Origin of the sequence: Acidovorax sp. JMULE5, from assembly GCF_013376875.1 — a bacterium.
Lineage (GTDB): Bacteria > Pseudomonadota > Gammaproteobacteria > Burkholderiales > Burkholderiaceae_C > Acidovorax > Acidovorax facilis.
The window spans coordinates 4993608-5017137 of the sequence record NZ_CP035951.1 but is presented as its reverse complement, the minus strand read 5'-3'; the positions used below and the strand labels follow the sequence as shown (position 1 = coordinate 5017137).

Here is a 23530-nt window from a genome sequence, read left to right as displayed (position 1 = left end):
TCTTTTTGGTTCCCGTATGTTGTTCACTATCTCCCAGCGGTTCTTCTTCGACGCCGCCCACACCCTGCGCCGCGAAATCGAGGCCGAAGGCAGCCGCCGCGTGCACGGCCACACCTACCACGCCGAAGTCTTCCTGACCGGCCCACGCGACCCCGCCACCGGCATGGTGTTGGACCTGGGCCTGCTGCGCCGGGGCCTGGAGGTGGTGCGCGAGCAACTGGACCACCACATGCTGGACGACGTGCCCGGCCTGGGCACCCCCACGCTGGAGAACCTGTGCGTTTTCATCGCCCAGGCGCTGCCCGCCGACCTGCGCGCCAGCGTGAGCCGCGTGCGCGTGTGGCGCGAAGCGCTGGGCGACAGCTGCGTGCTGGACTTTCCACGGGCCTGAACGGCCATCGCCCTGCCCGCTGCAGGCGCCCCCACATTCACAGACTTCACTCAAGGAAGCCCGATGTTCCGCACCTTGCTCAAATCAAAGATCCACCGCGTGGCAGTCACTCAGTGCGAGCTGCACTACGAAGGCTCGTGCGCCATCGACGAAGATCTGCTGGATGCGGCCAACATCTCGGAGAACGAGCAGATCCACATCTGGAACATCAACAACGGCGAGCGCTTTGTCACCTATGCCATCAAGGGCCAACGCGGCAGCGGGATGATCTCGGTGAACGGCTCGGCCGCACGCCGCGCAGCCGCAGGCGACCTCATCATCATTGCGGCCTTTGCGCAGGTGCATGAAGACCAGGTGGGCATGCACCAGCCTCAGTTGGTCTTCGTGGACGACCACAACCGCCAGACCGAACTGCGCCACGCGGTGCCCACCCAGGCCCTCTAACCATGCAGCCACAACACGACGGACTGGTGGCCCGCAGCTTGGCCGCCGTCTGGCACCCGTGCACGCAGATGAAGCGGCACGAGGCTCAGCCACCCGTGGCCGTTGCACGCGCCCAAGGCCCGTGGCTCTACGGCGCCGACGGCCAGCGTTATCTGGACGGCATCAGCTCCTGGTGGGTCAACCTGTTCGGCCACAGCCATCCGCACATCCAGGCCGCGCTGGTGGACCAGTTGGGCCAGCTGGACCATGTGATGCTGGCAGGCTTCACCCATGCTCCGGTGGTGGAGCTGTCGGAGCGTCTCGCAGCCCTCACCGGACTGGGCCACGCGTTCTACGGCAGCGACGGCGCAGCCGCGACCGAGATCGCCCTGAAGATGAGCGCGCACTACTGGCGCAACATCGGCCGCCCCGCCAAGAGCCGTTTTGTGGGCCTGGCCGGCGGCTACCACGGCGAGACCGTGGGCGCACTGGCCGTGACCGACATCGCGATCTTCCGCGAGGCCTATGCACCGCTGGTGCGTTTGGCCGATACCGTGCCCAGCCCCGATGCGCGCAATGCAGCCCCTGGCGAAACCGCGCAGGACATGGCCCGGCGCGCCGCCGCCGCGCTGGAAGCATGGCTGCAGGAGCACCACACCACCACCGCTGCATTCATTGTTGAACCGCTGGTGCAATGTGCTGCGGGCATGGCCATGCACGACCCCGAATACCTTCGCCTGGCGCGCGCGCTGTGCAGTCGCTATGAGGTGCACCTTGTGGTGGACGAGATCGCCGTGGGCTTTGGCCGCACGGGCACCATGTTCGCGCACCAGCAGGCGGGCATCCGGCCGGATTTCATATGCCTGTCCAAGGGCCTCACGGGCGGCACGCTGCCGCTCTCGGCCGTGCTGACCACGGATGTGGTGTACGCCGCGTTCTACGACGACGATGTGGCGCGCGGCTTTCTGCATTCGCACTCGTACACCGGCAACCCCCTGGCCTGCCGCGCGGCGCTGGCCACGCTGGAGCTGTTTGAACAGCTGGATGCGCTGAATGCCAACAAGGCACTGGCGCAACGCATCGATGCGGCGTGCGCACCCTTGGCACAGCATCCACGTGTGCGCCATGCGCGCCGCCTCGGAATGATCTGGGCCTGGGATGTGGACACCACGCTGCCCGACTTTTCCCGCCGCTACCACCAGCACGCCATGGCGCGGGGGCTGGTGCTGCGGCCCATCGGCAAGACGCTGTATGCCATGCCGCCCTACGTGCTCGACGACGAAGCCGTGCAATGCCTGGCCAGCGGCGCGCTCGCTGCGCTGAACGCCACGCTGCAAGAGGAGAATTGATGATTGGATGTTTTGTCACCGGCACCGACACCGGCGTCGGCAAGACGCTGGTGTCCACCGGCCTGTTGCACGCCCTGGCGCCGCACCACCGCCGTGTGGTCGGCATGAAGCCCGTGGCGGCCGGTGTGGTGCCCTGGGGCGAGGACTGGGCCAGCGAGGACGCGATCGCGCTGCGCTCGGCCTCCACCCTGTCCGTCGCACCCGAGCTGGACAACCCCGTGCTGCTGCTCGACCCGTTGTCGCCCCACATTGCGGCCGAACGTGCCGGGGTGCAGATTGATATCGCGGCCATCGTGCGCAGCTACCAGGCGCTGGCCGCCCAGGCGGATGCCGTGGTGGTGGAGGGCGCGGGCGGTTTTCATGTGCCACTGACCGACACCCAGACCGGTGCCGACCTGGCCCAGGCCCTGGCCCTGCCCGTGGTGCTGGTGGTGGGTTTACGGCTGGGCTGCCTCAGCCATGCGTTGCTGACTGCCGAGGCCATCCGGGCGCGTGGCCTCGTGCTGGTGGGTTGGGTGGCCAACCGTGTGGACCCCGAGATGGAGGCCGCTGACGAGAACATCGCCTACCTGCGTGCGCGCCTGGGCGTGCCGCTGCTGGCCGAGGTGCCGTACCAGGACCTTCCCGATGCGCGCAGCCTGGTGTTTGAACTGCCCGGGGAATGGCTATGACGCAGGAATCCCACCCCACCTCCTGGCTCGACGAGATCCCGGGGCGCCTGGCCGACATCGAGCGCGCCCACCTGCTGCGCCGCCGCCGCGTGGTGCAACCCGCGGGCGGTGCCCACCTGCTGGTGGACGGCCAGCCCATGCTGGCCTTTTGCAGCAACGACTACCTGGGCCTGGCCGGCCACCCCGCGCTGGCCGAGGCCGCTCGCGACGCCACGCACACCTTTGGTGTGGGCTCGGGCGGATCACCCCTGGTCAGCGGCCACAGCGCCGCCAACGATGCGCTGGAGCGCGACCTGGCCGCCTTTGTGCAGCTGCCCCGTGCGCTGTACTTCTACGCGGGCTACGCCACCAACACCGGCATCATCCCCGCGCTGGTGGGCGATGGCGATGCGCTGTTTTCCGACGCGCTCAACCACGCCTGCCTGATCGATGGCGCGCGCCTGTCGCGCGCCACCATCCACCGCTACGCCCATGCCGACCTGGCCGCGCTGGAGACTGCTCTGGCCGCCAGCCCTGCACGGCGCAAGCTGGTGGTCAGCGATGCGGTGTTCAGCATGGATGGCGACCTGATCGACATCCCCGCCCTGCTGGCGCTGTGCGAGCGCTACGACGCGCTGCTGCTGCTGGACGACGCCCATGGTTTTGGCGTGCTCGGCCCCCAAGGGCGCGGTAGCCTGGCGCAAGCGGGCCTGACGGGCAACACCGCCTCGCGCCGCGTGCTCTACATGGCCACGCTGGGCAAGGCGGCGGGCGTGGCGGGCGCCTTTGTGGCGGGTGATGCTGCACTCATTGAATGGCTGCTGCAGAAGACCCGCACCTACATCTTTGCCACGGCCGCACCACCCCTGCTGGCAAGCGCATTGCGCAAAAGCCTGGAGCTGATCGCGACTGCGGACGACCTGCGGGAGGGGCTTTGCAAGCGCATTGCGCAACTGCGCGAAGGCCTGGCCGCGCTGCCCCCGGAACTGGGCTGGCACCTGCTGCCATCCCACACGGCGGTGCAGGCGCTCGTCATCGGCAGCAACGAAGCCGCCCTGGCCGCGATGGAAAGCCTGCGCCAGCGGGGCCTGTGGGTGCCCGCCATCCGCCCGCCCACGGTGCCCGTGGGTACGGCCCGGTTGCGCATTGCGCTATCGGCCGCGCACACGGCGGCGGATGTGGACGAGTTGCTGGCAGCGCTGGCGGCACATGCCGCCGACTGCGTGGCGGCTCTTCAACAAAAAACCGCAGGCACCAGCGTGGCGCCTGCGGCCGCTACAGCCTGACTATGGCCTGAACATCGACCTGTGACTCAGCCACCCCTGGAACCAGCGGACCGGCTGGTCACGGTCAGGTGCTTTCTTTCACGATGCGGCCATTGAGCGGCTGCACTGGGCGCGCGTTGGCGTTATAGAGCTGGCGGAACGCCTTGATCTGCTGGGCGCCCAGTTTCACGGGTTCCTTGAGCACCATCCACTGCACGCCCTCGGAACAGGGCGGCGTGGTCAACGACCCTGCAAAGCTGTAGTAACCCTTCTTGGCGGGCAACAGGGTGCTGGCGTCCAGCGTGAGCCCGTCCACCGTCACCTGCTCACCCACACGCGGCAGGTGCGAAAAGATGGGGGCCCAGGCCGCATTCGTCTTGCCCGGCTGGATCAGCACCGCCACCACGCCCAGGCCGCCGTCCGCAGCCTTGTGCACAAAATGGGCCACCATGGCGGCGTGCTTGCCGCCAATGGCCTCTTCGCTGGGGGTGTGGAAGTGGAACTGCAGCAGCTCCATCGCCTTGCCGTCCACCACCAGCTTGCTGCCCGCAGGCATGTTCACCTGCACCGTGTGCCCGTTGTTGACCAGCGTGGGGGCGCCTGCGGTGTACTGGAAGTCCAGCGCAGGCAGCGCCTCTTTCACGGCATTGCGAATGTCGATGGGGCTTTGCGCCGCACCACGTGCACAGGCCTCAAAACCAGGCTCCAGCGCGCCCCAGTGGGCGGCACCGTGTTTGCCCTTGTATTCCCAGTGCGGGTGGGCGCCCTCGGCGCTGGCCCAGGTGGCGGCGCACAGCACGAGGGCAAACAATGTGGCTTTTTGGATCAAGAAGGGGGGTGTCATGGCTCTTAAGGAACAACAAGTTGATGAAAAACAAGCTGCTGCAAGCAGCCGCGTGATAGTCAGCAGCCTTGCTTAACGGCGGCTTAAACTGCTGGGTGCCACTGACGGCCCAAGGGTTGCTGGCTTAAGAACCTGTTCAGAATCTTTTCGGGGATCGCATTGGAGTGCCATCGTGATGGACGTGGATGCTTCGGAGGCGCCGCATGGGCTCATGCCCATGCAAGCAGCAGAGGCTTCCAATCGCCCGATTTCACTCCAACCCTTCGGGCAAGTGCCTTGCCGGGCGGCCTGCGGCGTTGCGGCACTTGTGCGACCCTGAAAAGATCTTGAACAGGTTCTTAGAACCTGTCTACCATGGCTTTGAAGTGAATTCACTCGACCGAACCGGACCCACCCCATGCCCCACCTGACCATTGAATACTCGGCCAACCTGCCCCACTACCCAGAGGCCGAAACGCTGACGGCCCTGAATGCCACCCTGTGCGCCCACCCCCAGGTGCAAGACGAGGCGGACCTGAAGACCCGGTTCATCGTGGCCGACAGCTTCGAGATCGGCATCGCGCCCGCCAACCGCGCTTTTGTGCATGCCCAACTGCGCCTGCTCGCGGGCCGCACGCCCGAGGCCAAGAAAGAGCTGTCCGACCGCATCGCCGCCGTGCTGCGCGAGCGCACCCCCAAGCCCCAGGGCGTGATGGTGCAGCTGAGCGTGGAGATCGTCGATATGGACCGGGGCTCGTACGCCAAAGAGCGGCTCTGAACCAGCGGCGGCAATTTCTGAATAAATTCGGCCCTACCGCTTATCCATAGTCATTTGTAGCTATTATTTTAATAGCAATACTCTTTGCCACCAAAGCCTGGCGGGTGCCTTGATGCATCAGCCTGGGTCTTCTGCCACTAACTCCGCAGCCAACCAGCCGCGTAGGCTGTTGATGAACGCCCAGCCTTGCACGCGGGGCAGGTCCTGCAGCCGCACCACGGCTTCTGCCACACGCCCCTCGCGCAGCGCCACCGCGCGGCCCACGCCGGGCAGCAGGCCACAGGCCAGCGGCGGCGTGACCCAGCGGCCATCGAGCAGCAGGGCGATATTGCCGAAGGTACTTTCGGTGATCTCACCCGCCTCGTTCCACAACACGGTGTCGAACACCCCCGGGGCCGTGGGCGCAAAAGCCGCGTAGTGGGCGCGGCGCGTGGTCTTGTGGCGCACGAATTCGCCGTGGGCCTCCGGTAGCGGGCTGCGCGCCAGCTGCAGGCGCACGGGCTCGGGCGTTGGGGCCAGTGCAAAGGCCTCGGCCCGGGGCTCGCCAGTGGCATTGAGCAGCAAACGCACACGCCAAGGGCCCGTGCCGTGCCCTGAGGCCAGCATCCTCAGGCACTGCCCAACCTTCTCCCCATCGAAGGGGTAGCCAAAATGCACCGCCGCTGCCTGCAGGCGCGCCAGGTGTTCGGGCAGATGGCGCCACTGGCCGTCCACCAGCGCCAGGGTTTCGAGCAGGTCAAAAGGCTGGCTGGCGCGCTCCACAAAGGCACGCTTGTGGCGCCACTCGTTCCATTCGGCATCCGCTTGCGCGCCCGAGGTGATGCCACTACCGATACCGCAGGTGGCCTGGGTGTGGCCGCCATCGGTGCGCAGCACCACGGTGCGAATGGGCACGTTGAAGGTGGCCGCCACGCGGTGCTGCCCATCCGCCCCGGCGGCACCCACAGGCCGCACCACGCCCACGGCGCCGCAGTACACGCCGCGCGGCGCGGGCTCTATCGCATGGATCATCTGCATGGCGCGCACCTTGGGCGCACCGGTGATGGAGCCGCAGGGAAACAACGAAGCAAACACGTCGGTCAGCGTGGTACCGGGCCGCGTGCGGGCCGTCACGTCCGACGTCATCTGCCACACGGTGGGCAGGGCCTCGGTGGCAAACAGCGCGGGCACACGCACGCTGTGCGGCAGCGCGATACGGGATATGTCATTGCGCAGCAGGTCCACGATCATCACGTTCTCAGCCCGCTCCTTGGGCGACGAGCGCAGGTGCTCAGCGTTGGCCACATCCTGCGCAGGCGTGGCGCCACGTGGCGCGGTGCCTTTCATGGGGCGCGCCAGGATGGCCCCACCCGCCGGGTCACCATGGGCGCCGCTTTCCCAGTCAAAGAACAATTCGGGCGACACCGAAAGCACCTGTTCGCTGCCGGTGTCGATGAACGCGGCATAGCCGCCAGGCTGTGAGCGCTGCAAGGCCTGGAACAAGGCCTGCGCGCTGCCCTGCAGCAACTGGCCCGACAGCGGCGCGGTGTAGTTGACCTGGTACAGCTCGCCATCGCCGATGGCCTGGTGAATGCGGGCCAGGGCTGCATCGAATTCCGGACGCGAGGGCCCCGAGGTCCACTCCACATGGGCCCCATCGGTCGCATTGGCAGCGGCTTCCCCGGGCCACGGCAGCGCTTCGTCATAGACGGCAAACCAGGCCAGCGGCCCCTGGGATGGACGCACCTGGAAGGCTGCATCGAAGGCCCGAGCCGCCTCGTAGCGCACGTAGCCCACACACCATGCGCCTGCCTGTGCGGCAGCAAACACGGCATCGAGAACGGGGCGCACCTCGGCCAGGTCACGGGCCAACAGCACGGCGCGGGGCGCGCGGAAGGCATGGCGAAGGCGGGGCGCTGACGGGGCCAGCGCGGCACTGAAGTCGATGCAGGAATTCATGGAAATGGCGGGCGCGGCGGCAGCACCTTGAAGGAAACGGGCGCCTTGAGGCAAACAAGGGCAGCCGCCTATCGTAAACGCCGCAGGGCACGGACTCTGCGGAGGGTGGGCAGCGCGGTCCTGTTGCAAGTGCAAGCAAAAAATCCGACAAATGCGAATAATTCTTGTTTATAATTTTTACCCAGCGGTGCATTGCCATGCGCCCCAAGCAGCCAGCCGTCGCCAGCCAGCCTCCTGTCCCCTCAAGGAACCACTGTGCTGCCACCGACCGTGCCAGGCTCTCTGCCTTCTTCTTCGTTGGACGCCGCTCGCGCGGCCCCCCTTCACCCCCTCGCGGCCGCCACACGCTTGGCGCTCGCCAGTCTGGTCACGGCCGGCATCATGGCCCCGGCAGGCGCTCAGACCGCATCTCCGGACGCCGCCGACCGCCCCCGTGCCCTGCCAGAGGTCCAGGTCACGGCAGACGGCGATGCAGGGCTGCCCGCCACCGTCGGCAACGGGCACACGGCGCGCGGCGGCCGGCTGGGGCTGCTGGGCAACACCGACACCCTGAACGCACCGCTCAGCGCCACCAGCTACACCTCGCAGATGGTGCAGGACCAACAGGCCGTCACCATTGCCGACATCGTGAAGAACGATTCGTCGGTCCGGCTCTCGGGCCACTCCGGCGACCAGCTGGACTCTTTCTTCATCCGAGGCTTCCCGGTGGGCGACCAGAACTCGGGCGAAATCGCCTTTGACGGCGTCTATGGCATCGCCCCCAACTACCGCGTGCTGGCCGACTACGCGGAGCGCATCGAGCTGGTCAAAGGGCCCGCAGCGCTACTGTTTGGCATGTCCCCGGCCAGCAGCGTGGGCGGCACCATCAACATCGTGCCCAAGCGTGCCACCAGCGCCCCGCTCACACGCATCTCTGCCGACGTTGGCCCCTCCGCACAGGGCGGTGGCCAGATCGACCTGAGCCGCCGGTTTGGCCCCGAACGCCAGTGGGGCGTGCGCATCAACGGCAGCCACCACCAAGGCGACACGCTGCTGGACAACCAGTCGCGCAAGGCGGACGTGGGAGCGATCGCGCTCGACTACCAGGGCGAACGGCTGCGCGCCACCGTGGACGCCATCGCGCAAAAGGAAAGTGTCGATGCGCCACAGCGCCGGCCGTTTCTGGCCGCAGGGGCCACGGCCGTACCGGCCGCACCCGATGGCCGGCGCAACGTGAGCCAGCCCTGGGAATGGTTTGAAACCACCGACCGCTCCCTGCTGCTGCGCCTGGAATACGACCTGAACGACCAGACCACCGCGTTCGCCAACGCAGGCGGCGGACGCACACGGGTAGACCGGCTCTTTGGCAACCCCACCCTGCTCAATGTGCAGGGCGACACCAGCACGTTGCCGCAGCGCTTTCAGTTCGAGGTGGACCGGAGCACAGCGGACGCCGGGCTGCGCACCAAGTTCGCCACCGGCAGTGTCCACCACACGGTCACGCTGCAGGCCAGCACCTACCACGACCGCCTGGGCCGTGGGTCCGTCAACGGCACCACCGTGTTGTCCAACATTTACGCGCCGGTGAACAGCCCGGCGCAGAACGTGGCCGCCCCGGCCCAGGTCGCGCGGGTGGCCGACACCCAGTTGTCCAGCATCGCGCTGGCCGACACCCTTTCGATGCTGGACGACCGGGTGCAGGTGCTGCTGGGCGTGCGCCGCCAGCGTGTGAAGTCCGACAACTTCAACACCACCACGGGCGCCGTCGCCTCGTCGTACGACCAGAGCGCAGTGACGCCGCTGGCGGGCCTGGTCGTCAAGCCCTGGCAGAACGTATCGCTCTACGCCAACTACATCGAAGGCCTGAGCAAGGGCGACATCGCTCCGGCCACGGCCTCCAACGCAGGCGAGGTGTTTGCGCCCTACAAGGCCAAACAAAAGGAAATCGGCGCCAAGTTCGAATGGGGCCGGATGATCAGCTCGTTGAGCCTGTTCGAGATCACCAAGCCCAGCGGCCAGCAGACCAACGGCCTGTTTGCAGTGGATGCCAAGCAGCGCAATCGGGGGGTGGAACTGAACGCCTCCGGCCGTGTGGTGCCTGGCGTCTCCGTCACCGGCGGCGTGACGCTGCTGCAAGGTGTACTGAGCCAGACCAACAGCGCGGCCACGCAGGGCAAGAAAGCCATCGGCGTCCCCTCGGTGCAGGCCAACCTGGGGCTGGAGTGGGATCTGCCCTGGGTGCCGGGCCTGGCACTGAGCGGGGGTATCACCCACACCGGAAAGCAGTATGTGGACCGCGCGAACACGCTGGGCATTCCATCGTGGACCACCGCAGACCTGGGCGCCCGCTACCGCACACAGATCGCCGGCAAGCCCACGACGTTCCGTGCCAACCTGCGCAACGTGGCAGACCGCGCTTACTGGGCCAGCGTATCGCAATACGGCAGCCTGGTGCAGGGTGCGCCACGTTCCCTGGTCGTGTCGGCCACCGTTGATTTCTGAGGCACCACCATGCGAGCCCAGCACCATGGTGAGTTGGCGGACTTGGCGGGCATGAACAAAGTTACGGCGGCGCACCGGCATGCATCCACCGTACCCGCAGCGGCGCCAACGCCGCTGCCCCCGCCAGCGGCCACGGCAGCCAAGGTGTACCCAGCCCTGCCACCGCTGCTGGATGAAGCGGTGGCGGCACTGGTACACGCATCACCCGCAATGCTGCCGGGCCTGGTTGCCCAATACGGCTCGCCGCTGCACCTCGTCTGGCCGCAGCGGCTGGAAGACAACGTGCACAAGCTGGCGGCCGTGCTGCAGTCCCACCCCATGCCCTTTGAGATCTTTTACGGGGCCAAGGTCAACAAGTCGCCCGCCCTGGTCCGCGCGGCCGTGCAGGCTGGCATCGGCGTGGACGTATCCAGCCTCTACGAGGCGGGTGACGCACTGCGTGCTGGTGCGGACCCAACGCGGCTGTGCGCCACCGGCCCGGCCAAGACCCGGGCGTTCCACAAGCTGCTGCTGGACAACGCATCCCTCATTTCCATCGACTCGCTGCAGGAGCTGCAAGACCTGGATCACTGCCTGCAGTCTGCTGGCGCGGGCCAGCGGGCGCGCGTGCTGCTGCGCTACCGGCCCCAGGCCTTGGCCACCAGTCGCTTTGGCATGGGCGCTGGCGACCTGCGCGCGGGCCTTGCCCGATTGGCCAACCCAGAGGCACGCATGGTTCTGGAGGGCTTTCACTTTCATCTGTCGGGCTATGCGGTCGAGCCGCGTGTGCAGGCCGTGCGCGAGCTGCTGCCCTGGGTGCATGAAGCCCGCCGCATGGGGCTGAACGCCCGGATGCTGGACATCGGCGGCGGCCTGCCCATTCGGTATGTGGACACCGCCGCCTACAGCGCTTTTCTCGCAGCGCAGGATGGCGCGCACTACCGCAACGGCAAGGTGCCCACATCGTTCTACCCCTATGGCGGGCCTGTGGACGCCTGCATGTGGATGGAGCAACTGCTGTGCTCGGCGTGCACGGAGGGCATGACCGTGGCACAGGCACTGAACGCGGCAGGCCTGACACTGGCCATCGAACCCGGGCGCAGCCTGGTGGACCAGGCCGCCATCTCAGTCTTTCGCGCCACGCGGGTGAAACCGCTGGCCGACGGACAGTATGTGATCTTTGTGGAAGGCAGCAGCTTCAGCGCCTGCGAGACCTGGTTCGGCTCCGAGTTCCTGGTGGACCCAGTGCTGGTGCCTGGGAGTGCCCACGGACCGCGCCCGACACCGCCACAGGCTTGCCAGGCCTACATCGCCGGGCACAGCTGCCTGGACGACGATGTTCTGACCCACCGCTGGATCGGCTTTGCGCGTGTGCCGCAGGCCGGTGACCTGCTGGTGTATGCCAACACCGCGGGTTACCAGATGGACCTGCTGGAAAACGAGTTTCACCGCCATCCCATGCCCCGCCGCATTGCAGTCACCCGCACTGCGGCAGGTGCCATGGCCTTTTCGCCAGACGACGAACGAACGGAGTAAAGACATGATTCTCAGCAAAGTGACGGACCTGATCGGACACACGCCCATCCTGGGCATCCCGATTCCTTCGAAGAAAACGCGGCTGCTGCTCAAGATCGAGAAGAACAACCCAGGCGGGAGCATCAAGGACCGCATGGCGCGCAACATGATCGTCGCGGCGATGCGCTCCGGCCGCCTGCAGCGCGGTGGCGTGGTGGTGGAGTCTTCGTCAGGCAACACCGGCATTGGACTGGCCATTGCGGCCATCGAGTTCGGCCTGCGCTTTATCGCGGTGGTGGACCACCATGCCGCGCCCGACAAGATCGCTGTGATGCGCGCACTGGGTGCGGAGATCCGCTACGTGGAGGGCGACTACCGCGAGGACGAGGTGGCCGTGGTGGAGCGCCAGCGCCTGGCGGCAGAAGTGGCCTCCGAGATCCCTGGTGCGGTGTTCATGAACCAGTCGGACAACGTGGCCAACGCGGGCGGCTACTTCGACTTCGTGCGCGAAGTGATCGACCAGGTCCAAGGCCCGGTGGACGCGTATGTGGGCTGCGTGGGCACGGGTGGCTCGATGACGGGCATTGCACGCGGGCTCAAGCTGCACAACCCCCGCACCCGCACCATCGCGGTCGAACCTGCAGGTTCCATCATCTTCGGGCAGCCTGGGCGGCCGTACTACCAGTCGGGCACAGGCACACCCAAGGGCGACACCGTGGGCCTGGTGCTGGACTACAGCTGCATCGACCTGGGCGTGCAGGTGACTGATGCACAGGCGTTTGAAACCGCCCGCTACTTCGCGCAGCACACAGGCCTGCTGGTGGGCGGATCCACCGGCGGCGTGCTCTACAAGGCCCTGGAGTTCATCCACAGCGGCATGATCGCGGGCAATGTGGTGGCGGTGGTGGCCGACGGGGGCGAGAAGTACCTGCACACCGTGTTCAACGAGGCATGGCTCAAGGAGCGCAACATCATCGACCCCACGGTCTGGGCGCAGCTCGACGGCTGGCTGGCCAAGGACGTGGTGGAAGAACTGCCGCGTACCAACGACCGGCTGAAGGTGGCCTGAACGTGGATGCCATGCAAGACCTGGACGTGGTTGTCTGCGGCGGCGGGCGAACGGGGCACCTGAACGCGGTGCTGTTCAAGCAGGTGCCCGGCGTTCGCGTGTCCCTGCTCACTACGCGGCAGGACGTCATCGCGCGCCACCAGGACAACCCCGACGGACTGACCGCCTTGGTGCCGGACTCGCCCCCGCTGCGGGCGCGGCTGGACACAGTGGGCCACGATGCCACCCTGGTCGCCAACGCAGACCTCGTGATCCTCACCGTGCCGGCCCACGTGCGTGCCGCCTGGCTGCGCGGCATGGTGCAGGCGCTGCCGCGCGACAAACCCGTGTATGTGGGGGCCATCCCGGGCTTTTGCGGCTTTGACTGGCTGGCCGAGAACATCCTGGCAGAACGGCCCAACGCGGTGATCTGGGGCATGAAGGACGTGCCCCACACCGCGTACGACCTGCACCCCGGCATCTCGGTGCGCATGGGGGGCGCCAAGCAGGTGCTGCACGTGGGCACCCACGCCCGAGAGGGCGCCAGCGCACGCACTGCCCTGCAACGGATGCTGCAGCGCCTGTACGCAGCACCGGTGGAATTGCTCGACCACTACCTCGAAATCACGCTGACGCCGGGCAACCCCATCATGCACAGTTCAGTGGTCTATGGATTGGCGGGCCCCTACAGCCAGTCGCATGGCCGCCCCTTTCCCGCCCCCGTCTGTTGGTGGACGGACTGCACCGAACTGGGCGCGTATTTCCTCGCGCGCAGCGACGAAGAAAACCAGCGGCTGTGCAAGGCCGCCGAGCAACGCATGGGCATCAATCTGTCGTCGGTCAAACCCCTGCACCAGGAGATCGTCGAAGCCTACGGAGACCAGATACGCGACCCCCGCACGCTGCTGTCCGTGCTGCGCTCCAACCAGGCTTACGACGCCATCGAAGCCCCGATGGTGCAGGCCGCTGGCCAACCCGGCTACGTGATCGACAAGGACAGCCGCGCGTTCCAGGAGGATGTCGCCTACGGCTTGGCCGTGCTGGTGGAAATGGGACGGCGGCTGGACGTGCCGCTGCCCCACATCCAGGAGATCTTCGACTGGAACGTGGGCTACATGCAGGGCCTGCGCGGCTCGGCGCTCGACTACTTCCCATCCACCTGGCCCGCCTGACGGGCGTGCCCAGCCCTGTTGTCCCATGCACCTCTCTACCAACACCCTGGCCCGGCCGGAACCAACTCCTGCCTCCACTTCACCACCACAAGACGCACAGGCTTTCGCGCAGCACAACGCATTGCGGCGCCTGGTGCGCTGCCTGTTTGCCGAAGGCATTCTCGACAGTGGATCACTGGTCTTTGCTCCGCACGGCAATACGGCCTGGTTCCCGCTGTGGGAGCACCATGCCCTGGTGTATTTCTCCGCGCTGCGGGCTGCGCCCGCCCGCACCTTCCTTCTCGACGGCACGATCACCCTCGTGGAGCCGAGCGGCAAGAAGACGGCCATCGACACACCCGACCAGCTCATCGATCTGCTCGCGCCCTGTTTTGACTTCACCGCCACGCCCCAGGGCCTCGCCGGGCTCAAGAACGACATGGCCAACAGCGTCGCCAATGACGCGCTGGCACGCGGCCACCGCCGCCACTGGAACGAAGAACTGCGGCGAGCCATTTTGGACACCGGCTCCAGGGGCCTGGTGGACTATGTGCGCCACCACCGTACCGCGCGGGATGCTGCGGTGCTGCTTGAGCAGTGGGGCTCGCTCGAAGGGCACCCCTTCTACCCCACCTGGAAAACCAAGCCCCAGCTGAGCCCCACCGAAGTCGCACAGCTGTCACCGGAATTCAATGCGTGCGTGCCCGTGCGCATCGCTGCACTGCGGGCCGACATGGCCTATGTGGAACGCATGCCCCATGTGCAGGACTACCGCACCTGGTTTTCCCAGCAGTTCCCGGACGTGTGGCAGCGCTGGAGCGATAGCCTTCGGGCACGGCAGCAGAACGCTGACGACTGGCTGCCCCTGCCCATCCACACGTGGCACCTGGAGCACTACGTGAAGGAAGCCTACGCGGACGAAATTGCCGAGGGGGTGCTCATCACCGACGGCACCGACATCGACACCCGCCCCACCATGTCGTTTCGCACCATGGTGCCGCAGCTGCCCGGGGCCACGCCGTTCATCAAGCTGCCCCTGGCGCTGTGGCTCACCAGCGAACAACGCAGCCTGCAGGCCAAGTCGATCCACATGGGGCCGCGCATCAGCACAGTGATCGAACGCATCTTGGCCGAGGAAAACGGCTTTGACCGCCGCCTTGAAATTTTTCCCGAAGAAGTGGCGCTGCACTACCGCCACGCAGTCCGCCAGGAGGACCGCCCGGGGCGGCACCTCTCGGTGGCCTACCGCGGGGCCCGCCAGGCGCTGGACCGCAGCGACGGTCTGCTGCCCATCACGGTAGCCACCTTGTTCACGGCTTCGCCGCTGGACGCACGGCCGCTGGTGACGGAACTGATCGAACGCGCAGCGGGCCGTGCCACGCCTGAAACGGTGGGTGCGTATTTCAGGCAGTACGCGCGCGCCGTCACACGGCCTGTGGTCGCGATCTACCTGCTTTACGGCATCGGCCTGGAGGCCCACCAGCAAAACACGTCCGTGCTGTGTTCCGAGGATGGCAGCCCCCGGGGTTTGCTGATCCGGGACTTTGGCGACGGACGCACGTTTGCCCCGCTGCTGGAAGCGCGCGGCTACACACTGCAGCCCTATGTGCACCCGGGCATCCTGCCCACTGTTTTCCGGGACGACATCGAACCCGTGCGCACCTTCGTGCTCGACGCCTGTTTTGTGTGCCATCTGCATGAGCTGGCCCTGGCGCTCACGCACGAGTACCAATTGCCCACCACCTGGCTGTGGGAGATTCTTCGCGAGGAAACCGAGGGCGCCTTCGATGCGGTGCAGGCGCGTGTCGAGCCGCAGTTGTGGCGCGCGGAGCGCGAGCAGTTTCTGCACGCGGCCTGGCCCACGCGCTCGGTGTTGCGCATGCACCTGCAGCAATACGCAGACTACCGCCTGCAGCACCGGCTACCCAACCCGCTGGGTGCGGCCCAGGCCTTCGGGAAGGTTTGATGGTCTCCACGCCAGCCGCATCCAGCGCCCTGCCCCGCCTGGTTCACGCACTGTTCGTGATCCAGCTCATTTCCATGGGCGCCATGGAAATGAGCGGGCCCTTCTGGCCGGTGCACCTGCAGTCCCTGGGCGCATCGCCCGGCGTGCTGGCGTTTGCGGGCATTGCCGTGTATGTGGGTCCCATGCTGGGCGTGGCGCTCACCAGCACCTTCTGGGGCAAGGTAGGGGACCGCTTCGGGCACAAGCCCATGATGGTCCGTGCGCTCCTGGGGCTGGCCATCACACAGCTGGCCCTGGCCTTTACGCTGGATGTCTGGACAATCCTGGCACTGCGCTTTCTGCAAGGGGCGTGCGCAGGCTATCTGGCACCGGCGCAGGCCTACGGTGTGAGCGCCGTGGTGCCTGCGGTCCGGGGGCGCCTGTTTGCCTACCTGCAGGTGTCCACCAACGTGGGCTCGCTGGCAGGGGCGCTGGCGGGCGGGCTCATCCTGGACCACGCCACGTTCTTCTGGATCAACCTCACCGCAGCGCTGCTGTGCGCACTGTGCGCTGCGGCCGTGGCCGTGCTACTGCCGCGTCGTCCTGCCGCAGGCAGGGCCCAGGGCGTGACGGCGATCCCATCGCCAGCACCATCTTCATCAGCAGCAGGCGACGCAACGCCAGTGAAACCATCACCCTGGTTTGCGTCCCCCGTGGCGGGGCTGCTGGCCGTGCTGGGGATCCTGCTGGTGGCCCGCATGCTCACGCAAACCCCATTTGCGATGTATGTCCGCTCGGTGTTTGCCGTGGACAACTGGGTGGTGGGCCTGTGCTACGGGCTTCTTTCCATGGGGTTCATCGTGTCGGCCACGCTCTGGGCGCGCTACTTCGAGCGCTTGCAGGGCCCCGACGCCCTGATCCGCATGGCCTGGGTGGCTGCCGCCTGCGCCTTGCTGATGGTGCTGGCGGGGGCTACTCACAGCGTGGCTTTTTTTATTGCACTGCACTTTGCCTGGGGCGTGCTGCTGGGCGCCACCACACCGGTGCTGATGGCCCAGATTTCGCATGCCACGAGCGGGCAACACCAGGGGCGCATTCTGGGCGTGGCGCAGAGCACCGCCCAGTTCTCGTCCATGGCCGGCATCGCACTGGGCGGGGGCCTGACCCAACTGCTGGGCCTGCACACCACCTACTTCCTTGTAGCGGGGGCCTATGCCTGCGCCCTCGCGGTCATCGTCGCCGTGCTGCGCATGCGCCGCACCCGGCCAGGCGCAGCCAGCCTTGCCGGGCCATGACCCCCACGGCGCACCGCATCTTTTTCCTCCCCACCCCTTCATTCACAAAGAGTCTTTGACATGGCAATGGGTCACCGCTGGCGCATCGCGCTTCTTATCCTTGTGCTGGCAGGCATCGCCGCCGCCAGCATTTATCTGGTTTCTCCGGCCGCAGCCCCCGAAGGCCCTGCATCCCCCCCGCCCTCCGGCAGCCACCACGTCACGGTGACCGACCTGCTGGGGCGCAACGTGCAGGTGCGGGCGCCGGTGCAGCGCGTGATCCTGGGCGAAGGGCGGCAGTTGTACCTGGTGGCCGCACTCGATACGGACAACCCGATCCAGCGCATCGTGGGCTGGCGCAAGGACCTGATCCAGGCCGACCCCGACACCTATTCGGCGTACGCCAAGAAATTCCCGCGCATTGCCGACATTCCCACCTTTGGCGGCTTTGAAGACGGCACCTTCGACATCGAGCAGGCCATCGCGCAGAAGCCCGACGTGATCCTGCTGAACATCGAAGCCCAACGGGCCACCGATGACGCCCGCTACATCGAGAAACTGGCGGCGCTGGGAATTCCGGTGGTGTATGTGGACTTTCGCCATCGCCCCATGGAGAACACCGAGCCCACCATGCGCCTGATGGGCCGGCTGCTTGGCAAGGAAGCGCGCGCCGAAGAGTTCATCGCGTACCGCGCGGCGCAGATCCGGCGTGTGGCAGACACCATCGCCGCCCAGCAGCCCCCGCGCCCCAAGGTGTTCATCGAACGCATCGGCGGCTACACCGAAGACTGCTGCCTGAGCTTTGGCAACGAGAACTTCGGCAAATACGTGGAAGTGGCGGGGGGCACGAACGTTGCCAAGGGCGTGATTCCCGGCACCTTCGGCCAACTCAACCCCGAGCAGGTAATCGCCTCCAACCCTGACCAGGTCGTGGTCACCAGCGCCAACTGGGAGGCCTACGTACCCTCGGGCCACTGGATTGGCGTGGGCCCCGGTGCCGACCTGGCGGAGGCCCGGCGCAAGCTCGAAACCTATACCCGCCGCCCCGCCTACGCCGGAACCCGGGCTGCGCAAGACCGCGCGTTCCACGCCATTTGGCACCAGTTCTATAACAGCCCGTACGAGTTTGTTGCCATCCAGCAGTTGGCCAAGTGGTTCCACCCGGCCTTGTTCACAGACCTCGACCCGGACGCCACTTACCGTGAGATGCACGAACGCTTTCTGCCCGTGCCCTATGAACCCGGTTACTTCGTGAGCCTGGATGGCGCCACACCCACAGCCTCCGCAGTGCCCTCCATCGCCAAGGCTGCCCCATGACGACCACGGCGATGGCACCCCCTGCAAGCCAGAGCGCTGGCTACCGTGCCCTGGTGCGCCGCAAGCGCTGGCTGCTGCTGGGTTTTTTCGTGCTGACGACCTTGAGCCTGCTGCTGGACCTGGCACTCGGGCCGGTGGGCTACAGCGTGAGGGACGTGGTGCAGGCTGTGCTGTGGCCCGACAGCGTGCCCGTGCAACTGCGCGTGGTGGTGTGGGACATCCGCCTGCCCACCGCGCTCATGGCGCTGGCTGTGGGTGCTGCGCTGTCGGTGGCGGGCGCACAGATGCAGACCACGCTCAACAACCCGCTGGCCAGTCCGTTTACGCTGGGTATTTCGGCGGCGGCCAGCTTTGGCGCCGCGCTCGGGCTGGCCTTCGGTGTTGCCCTGTTCCCCACGGTGGCCGGGTATGTGGTGCCGCTGAATGCCTTTGTGATGGCTATGCTGTCCGCCGGGTTGATCCACCTGCTGAGCATGAAACGCGGCGTGACCACCGAGACCATCGTGCTGCTGGGCATTGCGCTGGTGTTCACTTTCAATGCACTGCTGGCGCTGGTGCAGTATTTCGCCACCGAGCAAGCCGTGGCGGCCGTGGTGTTCTGGACCATGGGCAGCCTGACCAAGGCCACCTGGCCGAAGCTGGGTGTGACCTGCCTGGTTCTTGTGGTCACGCTGCCCCTTTTTGCGCGCAACAGCTGGGCACTGACGGCCCTGCGCCTGGGCGATGACAAGGCCGCCAGCTTCGGCATCAACGTGGCGCGCCTTCGGCTGCAAACGCTGGTGCTGATCAGCCTTCTGGCAGCCTTCCCGGTGGCGTTTGTGGGCACCATCGGCTTTGTGGGCCTGGTGGGCCCGCACATTGCACGCATGCTAATCGGCGAGGACCAGCGGTTCTTCCTGCCTGCGTCGGTCATGACCGGCGCATTGCTGCTGTCGATCAGCTCGGTGGTCAGCAAAACGCTGATCCCTGGGGCCATCTTTCCCATCGGCGTCGTGACCTCGCTCATAGGCGTGCCCTTCTTCATCTCGCTCATCCTGGGCCGCAGGGAGCGCTCATGGTGACGCTCCAGTTGCAAGGGGTGGGCGCGCACTATGGCAGCCGCACGGTGCTTTCGCATGTCAACACGCCCGTCTTCCACGCGGGGCAGATGGTGGCAGTGATCGGCCCCAACGCAGCCGGCAAATCGACCCTGTTCAAGCGCGTGGCCGGCATGCTCAAGGGACCGGGGCAGATCGTTCTGCAGGGCTCCCGCAAGGGGCCCGAGGGCATCTGCTACATGCCGCAGGACACCAGCGCCACCGCGCGGCTCACGGTGGTTGAATCCATACTGCTGGCCGCCAAACAGCAGCACCAGGGCTGGGCGGTGAGCGATGCCGAACTGGCACAGGTGGACACCATCACCGTGTCACTGGGCATCGCAGACCTGGCCTTTCGCAACCTGGGGGAACTCAGTGGCGGCCAGCGGCAACTGGTGTCCATCGCCCAGACGCTGGCGCGCGACCCCGAGATCCTGCTCATGGACGAGCCCACCAGCGCGCTCGACCTGCACCGCCAGATCCAGGTGCTGGACTTCATGCGCTCGCTGGCACAGGAGCGGGGGCTGATCGTGTTCATCGCGCTGCACGACATCAACCAGGCCCTGCGCTACTGCGACCATGCCCTGGTGATCGCCAACGGACAAGCGCAGCACAGCGGGCCTTGCGAGCAGGTGATCACGGCAACCATGCTGCGCGATGTCTATCGCATCCGGGCCCGCATTGAAAGCTGCTCGGCGGGCACGCGGCACGTCATTGTGGACGGCGTGGCGTAGTCCGCGCCCGTCGGGTACGCCACGATTCAATACCTGCGTGATGCCTCAGGCGGCCCCGATGCCAGGGACCAGGCCAGCCGTGGGCTGCCCACTCCTCAGCGCGGCCGTGAAGGCCAGCATGCGGTCAATGGGCTGGCGCGCGCGCGCGGATCAGCGCCGGGTCCACATAGATCGCGTTGGCGCCGGTCTCCAGCACCCGCGCCACATCGGCCAGGCCGTTCATCGCCATCCAGGGGCAATGTGCGCAGCTTTTGCAGGTGGCGCTGTTGCCAGCGGTGGGCGCCTCAATGAACACCTTGCCGGGGTTCAGCGTGCGCAGCTTGTGCATCATGCCGTTGTCGGTGGCCACGATGAATTCGGTGGCATCCATCTCGCGCGCGGCCTTGAGGATGGCGCTGGTGGAGCCCACGGCGTCGGCCAGGGCGATCACGTCTGCAGGGCTTTCGGGGTGGACCAGCACCTTGGCGTGGGGGTGATCCTTTTTGAGCGCCTCCAGCTCGAAGGCTTTGAACTCGTCGTGCACGATGCAGGCACCGTTCCAGAACACCATGTCGGCCCCGGTTTCGCGCTGGATGTAGGCGCCCAGGTGGCGGTCGGGCGCCCACAGGATCTTTTGCCCTGCTGCCTTCAAGGCGCCGACGATGTCGAGCGCGCAGCTGGAGGTGACCAGCCAATCGGCCCGCGCCTTCACGGCCGCGCTGGTGTTGGCGTAGACCACCACGGTGCGGTCGGGGTGGGCGTCGCAAAACGCGCTGAATTCCTCCACAGGACAGCCCAGGTCGAGCGAGCAGGTCGCATCAAGGTCTGGCATGAGCACGGTCTTTTCGGGGCTCAGAATCTTGGCCGTCTCTCCCATGAAGCGTACGCCGCTCACCACCAGGGTCTGCGCGGCATGGTCGCGGCCAAACCGCGCCATCTCCAGCGAGTCGCTCACCAGGCCGCCGGTTTCCTCAGCCAGGTCCTGCAGATCGGGGTGCACGTAGTAGTGCGACACCATCACCGCGTTTTTCTCTTTGAGCAGGCGGTGAATCTTGTCCTTGAGCGCGAGGCGTTCGGCCTGCGTGGGTTCGGGTGGCACGCGCGCCCAGGCGTGTTTGGTGGAGCAGACGGAGCCTTCCTCGGTATCGAGCGGCTGCTCGTACTCCACGTCGATGCGGTTCAGCACGGCAGTGGTGGTCATGACAGCTCCTGCAGACGCATGGAAAAGTCCGTCGCCTTGACGTCTTTGGTCAGCGTGCCAATGGAGATGCGGTCCACCCCCGTCTCGGCCAGTTCGCGCAGGCCTTCGAGCGTGACGCCACCCGATATTTCCAGAACCGCACGGCCCGCGTTGATGCGCACCGCCTCGCGCAGCGTGGGCAGCGGCATGTTGTCGAGCAGCACCATCTTGGCACCCGCATCGAGCGCCTCGGTCAGCTGTTCCAGGGTTTCCACTTCAATCTCGACGAACTTTGCTTGAGCTGCTACAGCCTGGGCGGCTTTGAGCACAGCCGTCACGCCACCGGCGGCGGCAATGTGGTTTTCCTTGATGAGCACTGCGTCGTGCAGACCGATGCGGTGATTGGTGCCACCGCCCACGCGCACAGCGTACTTTTGCGCCAGCCGCAGGCCCGGGATGGTCTTGCGCGTGTCCACGATGTGGGCGCGGGTGCCGGCCACCACATCCACATAGGTGCGGGTCTTGGTAGCCACGGCCGACAGCAGCTGCAGAAAATTGAGCGCCGTGCGCTCGGCCGACAGTAGTGCGCGGGCATTGCCTTCCAGCTCCAGCACCACCTGGTCGGGCGCGCATCGCTGGCCCTCGGCCACATGCCAGGTGATTTGGACCGTGGGGTCGAGTGCGCGCAAGGCGGCTTCGGCCCAGGGGGCGCCGCAGATCACGGCGGATTCGCGCGCCAGGATGCGGGCACGGGCGCGGCGGGTGGGGTCGATCAGGCCGGCGGTCAGGTCACCGCTGCCCACGTCTTCTTGCAGGGCGCGGTGCACATCCTCGTGCGCCAGTGTCGCCAGGGCTTCAGGAGTCATCGGGTTGTCGCGGCGTTTGTTCATGGGGCGCCAAGCATAGCGGCATCGCTCCCCCCACCGGGGGCAAATGCTATAAAGCCCCGCCACCGACGTGCCGGGTGCGGCCCGCACGCCGCCACCCGCAGCCCGCACAGACGGGCCTATCCACAGAGGGAGTCCACATGGAAAACAATGCGACGGCTTCGGCGCAGCCCGCCCCTGCGCACGCGCCGCCATGGGCGCTGGCGGCCGAGCACGCACTGGGCGCAGGCCAATGGCACGGCGCCTGGTGCACGCTGCTGGACGCAGCCCTGCCCGTACCTCTGTCCGTGCAGCAGCAGGTGCTGACCAGCCTGGACGCCTGGGATGCACTACCAGCCCAGGCCCCGGCAGCACAACGCGCCGCGCTGCTGCACACCGCCCTCGCCGCCGTACGCGGCGCCCACCACCACACCCACAGCGCAACGCTTACAGCAACAGGCAGGCAGGCCCGGCGGGTGCAGGGCTCCGGGCTGGTCAAGCGCTTTCGCAAGGGGGCTTTCACCCTGGGCCCGGTGGACGTGCAGGTGGCGCCAGGCCACATCCTGGGCCTGGTGGGCGAGAACGGCAATGGCAAGACCACCCTGCTGCGCCTGCTCGCGGCCGATCTGGCGCCAGACGCCGGCCAGCTCGACTGGGGCGCCACTGCCCGCGACCCCTATGCCTTGCGATCACAGCTGGCTTACATCCCGCAGCGCCCACACCCCTGGGGCGGGCGGCTCATGGACCACCTGCAGTTCGCCGCGCGCAGCCACGGCGTGGTGGGCGAGGCCAACCGCTGCCTGGTGGAGCTGGTGATTGCCCGGCTGTCGCTGCGGCCCTTTCGCGGCCACCAGTGGAAGCAGCTCTCCTCGGGCTACAAGATGCGCTTTGAACTCGCCCGCGCGCTGCTCACCCAGCCGTGCGTGCTGTTGCTTGACGAACCGCTGGCCAACCTGGACATCAACGCCCAGCAGACCCTGCTGTCCGATCTGCAATCGCTGGCGCGCTCGCCCTGGCGCCCGATGGCGCTGGTACTGAGTTCGCAACAGCTGTATGAGGTGGAGAAAGTGGCCGACGCCGTTCTGTTCCTGGAGCACGGCCACCCGCGCAGCGTGCAGGAACGCTTTGCGCAGATGGCGGGCTGCGCGATCGAGTTCGAGACAAGCTGGCCGGAGCCCATCCTAAGCGCCTGGCTGGGCCAGTTGCCCCCGCACACGCACCAGGTCAACGGACACACACACATCGTGAGCTTTCAGGGCGACACCAGCGCCGCCGACTTCCTGCGCGCCGCCGTGGATGCGGGGCTGCCGCTGGGCTATTTGCGCGACATCACCGACTCGACCCGCCGCCTTTTCGTGAAAGATTGAC

19 protein-coding genes and 1 pseudogene are annotated in these 23530 nt (G+C 66.7%); 16 read left to right on the top strand and 4 right to left on the bottom strand.

Annotation, left to right across the window (positions count from 1 at the left end; all coding sequences use genetic code 11):
* Nucleotides 1-16: 16 nt before the first annotated feature.
* The 5 genes from EXV95_RS22875 (at nt 17) to bioF (ending at nt 4099) form a co-directional block, all read left to right on the top strand.
* On the top strand, nt 17-391 hold the full coding sequence (locus EXV95_RS22875; RefSeq protein WP_176888626.1) for a 6-carboxytetrahydropterin synthase: 375 nt from the start codon (nt 17-19) through the stop codon (nt 389-391).
* Nucleotides 392-454: 63 nt separating this feature from the next.
* Nucleotides 455-835, top strand: a complete 381-nt coding sequence (gene panD, locus EXV95_RS22870; protein ID WP_176888625.1) for an aspartate 1-decarboxylase — start codon at nt 455-457, stop codon at nt 833-835.
* Between the two features lie 2 nt (nt 836-837).
* Nucleotides 838-2163, top strand: coding sequence for an adenosylmethionine--8-amino-7-oxononanoate transaminase (gene bioA / locus EXV95_RS22865; protein WP_176888624.1), 1326 nt, complete (start codon nt 838-840; stop codon nt 2161-2163).
* Nucleotides 2163-2834, top strand: coding sequence for a dethiobiotin synthase (gene bioD, locus EXV95_RS22860; RefSeq protein WP_121421050.1), 672 nt, complete (start codon nt 2163-2165; stop codon nt 2832-2834). The genes bioA and bioD overlap by 1 nt, the downstream gene beginning before the upstream one ends.
* Nucleotides 2831-4099, top strand: coding sequence for an 8-amino-7-oxononanoate synthase (gene bioF, locus EXV95_RS22855; protein ID WP_176888623.1), 1269 nt, complete (start codon nt 2831-2833; stop codon nt 4097-4099). The genes bioD and bioF overlap by 4 nt, the downstream gene beginning before the upstream one ends.
* Nucleotides 4100-4163: 64 nt before the next feature.
* On the opposite strand, the gene EXV95_RS22850 is transcribed toward bioF, so the two are convergent.
* Complete coding sequence (locus EXV95_RS22850) at nt 4164-4922, bottom strand: carbonic anhydrase (RefSeq protein ID WP_176888622.1); 759 nt, start codon at nt 4920-4922, stop codon at nt 4164-4166.
* 397 nt (nt 4923-5319) lie between these two features.
* On the opposite strand from EXV95_RS22850, the gene EXV95_RS22845 reads away from it, so the two are divergent.
* Nucleotides 5320-5679: a 5-carboxymethyl-2-hydroxymuconate Delta-isomerase gene (locus tag EXV95_RS22845; protein WP_121507342.1), complete on the top strand. Its 360-nt coding sequence runs from the start codon at nt 5320-5322 to the stop codon at nt 5677-5679.
* Between the two features lie 117 nt (nt 5680-5796).
* Here the strand turns inward: EXV95_RS22845 and EXV95_RS22840 are convergent, their stop codons facing one another.
* Entirely contained in the window at nt 5797-7617 is a 1821-nt protein-coding gene (locus tag EXV95_RS22840) for a chorismate-binding protein (protein ID WP_176888621.1), read from the bottom strand.
* 255 nt (nt 7618-7872) lie between these two features.
* Here EXV95_RS22840 and EXV95_RS22835 point away from each other — a divergent pair, with 255 nt between their 5' ends.
* The 9 genes from EXV95_RS22835 to EXV95_RS22795 are packed head-to-tail and all read left to right on the top strand — an operon-like array spanning nt 7873 to nt 20137.
* Nucleotides 7873-10098: a TonB-dependent siderophore receptor gene (locus tag EXV95_RS22835; protein ID WP_176888620.1), complete on the top strand. Its 2226-nt coding sequence runs from the start codon at nt 7873-7875 to the stop codon at nt 10096-10098.
* Nucleotides 10099-10107: 9 nt separating this feature from the next.
* Nucleotides 10108-11613, top strand: coding sequence for a Y4yA family PLP-dependent enzyme (locus EXV95_RS22830; protein WP_255484845.1), 1506 nt, complete (start codon nt 10108-10110; stop codon nt 11611-11613).
* 4 nt (nt 11614-11617) lie between these two features.
* Nucleotides 11618-12661, top strand: a complete 1044-nt coding sequence (locus EXV95_RS22825; protein ID WP_176888619.1) for a PLP-dependent cysteine synthase family protein — start codon at nt 11618-11620, stop codon at nt 12659-12661.
* Nucleotides 12662-12672: 11 nt separating this feature from the next.
* Nucleotides 12673-13812, top strand: coding sequence for an NAD/NADP octopine/nopaline dehydrogenase family protein (locus tag EXV95_RS22820; protein ID WP_176889153.1), 1140 nt, complete (start codon nt 12673-12675; stop codon nt 13810-13812).
* 25 nt (nt 13813-13837) lie between these two features.
* Nucleotides 13838-15757, top strand: a complete 1920-nt coding sequence (locus tag EXV95_RS22815) for an IucA/IucC family siderophore biosynthesis protein (RefSeq protein WP_176888618.1) — start codon at nt 13838-13840, stop codon at nt 15755-15757.
* A complete protein-coding gene (locus EXV95_RS22810; RefSeq protein ID WP_176888617.1) occupies nt 15757-17031 on the top strand; it encodes an MFS transporter in 1275 nt (424 codons plus the stop codon). The genes EXV95_RS22815 and EXV95_RS22810 overlap by 1 nt, the downstream gene beginning before the upstream one ends.
* Nucleotides 17032-17091: 60 nt before the next feature.
* Nucleotides 17092-18327: an ABC transporter substrate-binding protein gene (locus EXV95_RS22805; RefSeq protein ID WP_176888616.1), complete on the top strand. Its 1236-nt coding sequence runs from the start codon at nt 17092-17094 to the stop codon at nt 18325-18327.
* Nucleotides 18324-19388 (top strand): iron ABC transporter permease, encoded by a 1065-nt coding sequence (locus EXV95_RS22800; RefSeq protein WP_176888615.1) that lies wholly within the window; start codon nt 18324-18326, stop codon nt 19386-19388. Before EXV95_RS22805 ends, EXV95_RS22800 begins: the two co-directional genes overlap by 4 nt.
* Nucleotides 19382-20137 carry an ABC transporter ATP-binding protein gene (locus EXV95_RS22795; RefSeq protein ID WP_176888614.1) on the top strand — a complete coding sequence of 252 codons (756 nt, stop codon included), beginning with the start codon at nt 19382-19384 and terminating at the stop codon, nt 20135-20137. Before EXV95_RS22800 ends, EXV95_RS22795 begins: the two co-directional genes overlap by 7 nt.
* Nucleotides 20138-20182: 45 nt before the next feature.
* Here the strand turns inward: EXV95_RS22795 and nadA are convergent.
* Both nadA and nadC read right to left on the bottom strand, forming a co-directional pair.
* Nucleotides 20183-21317: pseudogene (gene nadA / locus EXV95_RS22790) on the bottom strand (quinolinate synthase NadA).
* On the bottom strand, nt 21314-22186 hold the full coding sequence (nadC, locus tag EXV95_RS22785) for a carboxylating nicotinate-nucleotide diphosphorylase (RefSeq protein ID WP_255484844.1): 873 nt from the start codon (nt 22184-22186) through the stop codon (nt 21314-21316). Before nadC ends, nadA begins: the two are co-directional and overlap by 4 nt.
* A 137-nt stretch (nt 22187-22323) precedes the next feature.
* Here nadC and EXV95_RS22780 point away from each other — a divergent pair, with 137 nt between their 5' ends.
* A complete protein-coding gene (locus EXV95_RS22780; protein ID WP_176888613.1) occupies nt 22324-23529 on the top strand; it encodes an ABC transporter ATP-binding protein in 1206 nt (401 codons plus the stop codon).
* Nucleotide 23530 lies beyond the last annotated feature (1 nt).

Coding starts and splice junctions, on each gene's coding strand:
- EXV95_RS22875 (WP_176888626.1), top strand. CDS start 17: ATGTTGTTCACTATCTCCCAGCGGTTCTTCTTCGACGCCGCCCACACC.
- panD (WP_176888625.1), top strand. CDS start 455: ATGTTCCGCACCTTGCTCAAATCAAAGATCCACCGCGTGGCAGTCACT.
- bioA (WP_176888624.1), top strand. CDS start 838: ATGCAGCCACAACACGACGGACTGGTGGCCCGCAGCTTGGCCGCCGTC.
- bioD (WP_121421050.1), top strand. CDS start 2,163: ATGATTGGATGTTTTGTCACCGGCACCGACACCGGCGTCGGCAAGACG.
- bioF (WP_176888623.1), top strand. CDS start 2,831: ATGACGCAGGAATCCCACCCCACCTCCTGGCTCGACGAGATCCCGGGG.
- EXV95_RS22850 (WP_176888622.1), bottom strand. CDS start 4,922: ATGACACCCCCCTTCTTGATCCAAAAAGCCACATTGTTTGCCCTCGTG.
- EXV95_RS22845 (WP_121507342.1), top strand. CDS start 5,320: ATGCCCCACCTGACCATTGAATACTCGGCCAACCTGCCCCACTACCCA.
- EXV95_RS22840 (WP_176888621.1), bottom strand. CDS start 7,617: ATGAATTCCTGCATCGACTTCAGTGCCGCGCTGGCCCCGTCAGCGCCC.
- EXV95_RS22830 (WP_255484845.1), top strand. CDS start 10,108: ATGCGAGCCCAGCACCATGGTGAGTTGGCGGACTTGGCGGGCATGAAC.
- EXV95_RS22825 (WP_176888619.1), top strand. CDS start 11,618: ATGATTCTCAGCAAAGTGACGGACCTGATCGGACACACGCCCATCCTG.
- EXV95_RS22820 (WP_176889153.1), top strand. CDS start 12,673: ATGCAAGACCTGGACGTGGTTGTCTGCGGCGGCGGGCGAACGGGGCAC.
- EXV95_RS22815 (WP_176888618.1), top strand. CDS start 13,838: ATGCACCTCTCTACCAACACCCTGGCCCGGCCGGAACCAACTCCTGCC.
- EXV95_RS22810 (WP_176888617.1), top strand. CDS start 15,757: ATGGTCTCCACGCCAGCCGCATCCAGCGCCCTGCCCCGCCTGGTTCAC.
- EXV95_RS22805 (WP_176888616.1), top strand. CDS start 17,092: ATGGCAATGGGTCACCGCTGGCGCATCGCGCTTCTTATCCTTGTGCTG.
- EXV95_RS22800 (WP_176888615.1), top strand. CDS start 18,324: ATGACGACCACGGCGATGGCACCCCCTGCAAGCCAGAGCGCTGGCTAC.
- EXV95_RS22795 (WP_176888614.1), top strand. CDS start 19,382: ATGGTGACGCTCCAGTTGCAAGGGGTGGGCGCGCACTATGGCAGCCGC.
- nadC (WP_255484844.1), bottom strand. CDS start 22,186: ATGAACAAACGCCGCGACAACCCGATGACTCCTGAAGCCCTGGCGACA.
- EXV95_RS22780 (WP_176888613.1), top strand. CDS start 22,324: ATGGAAAACAATGCGACGGCTTCGGCGCAGCCCGCCCCTGCGCACGCG.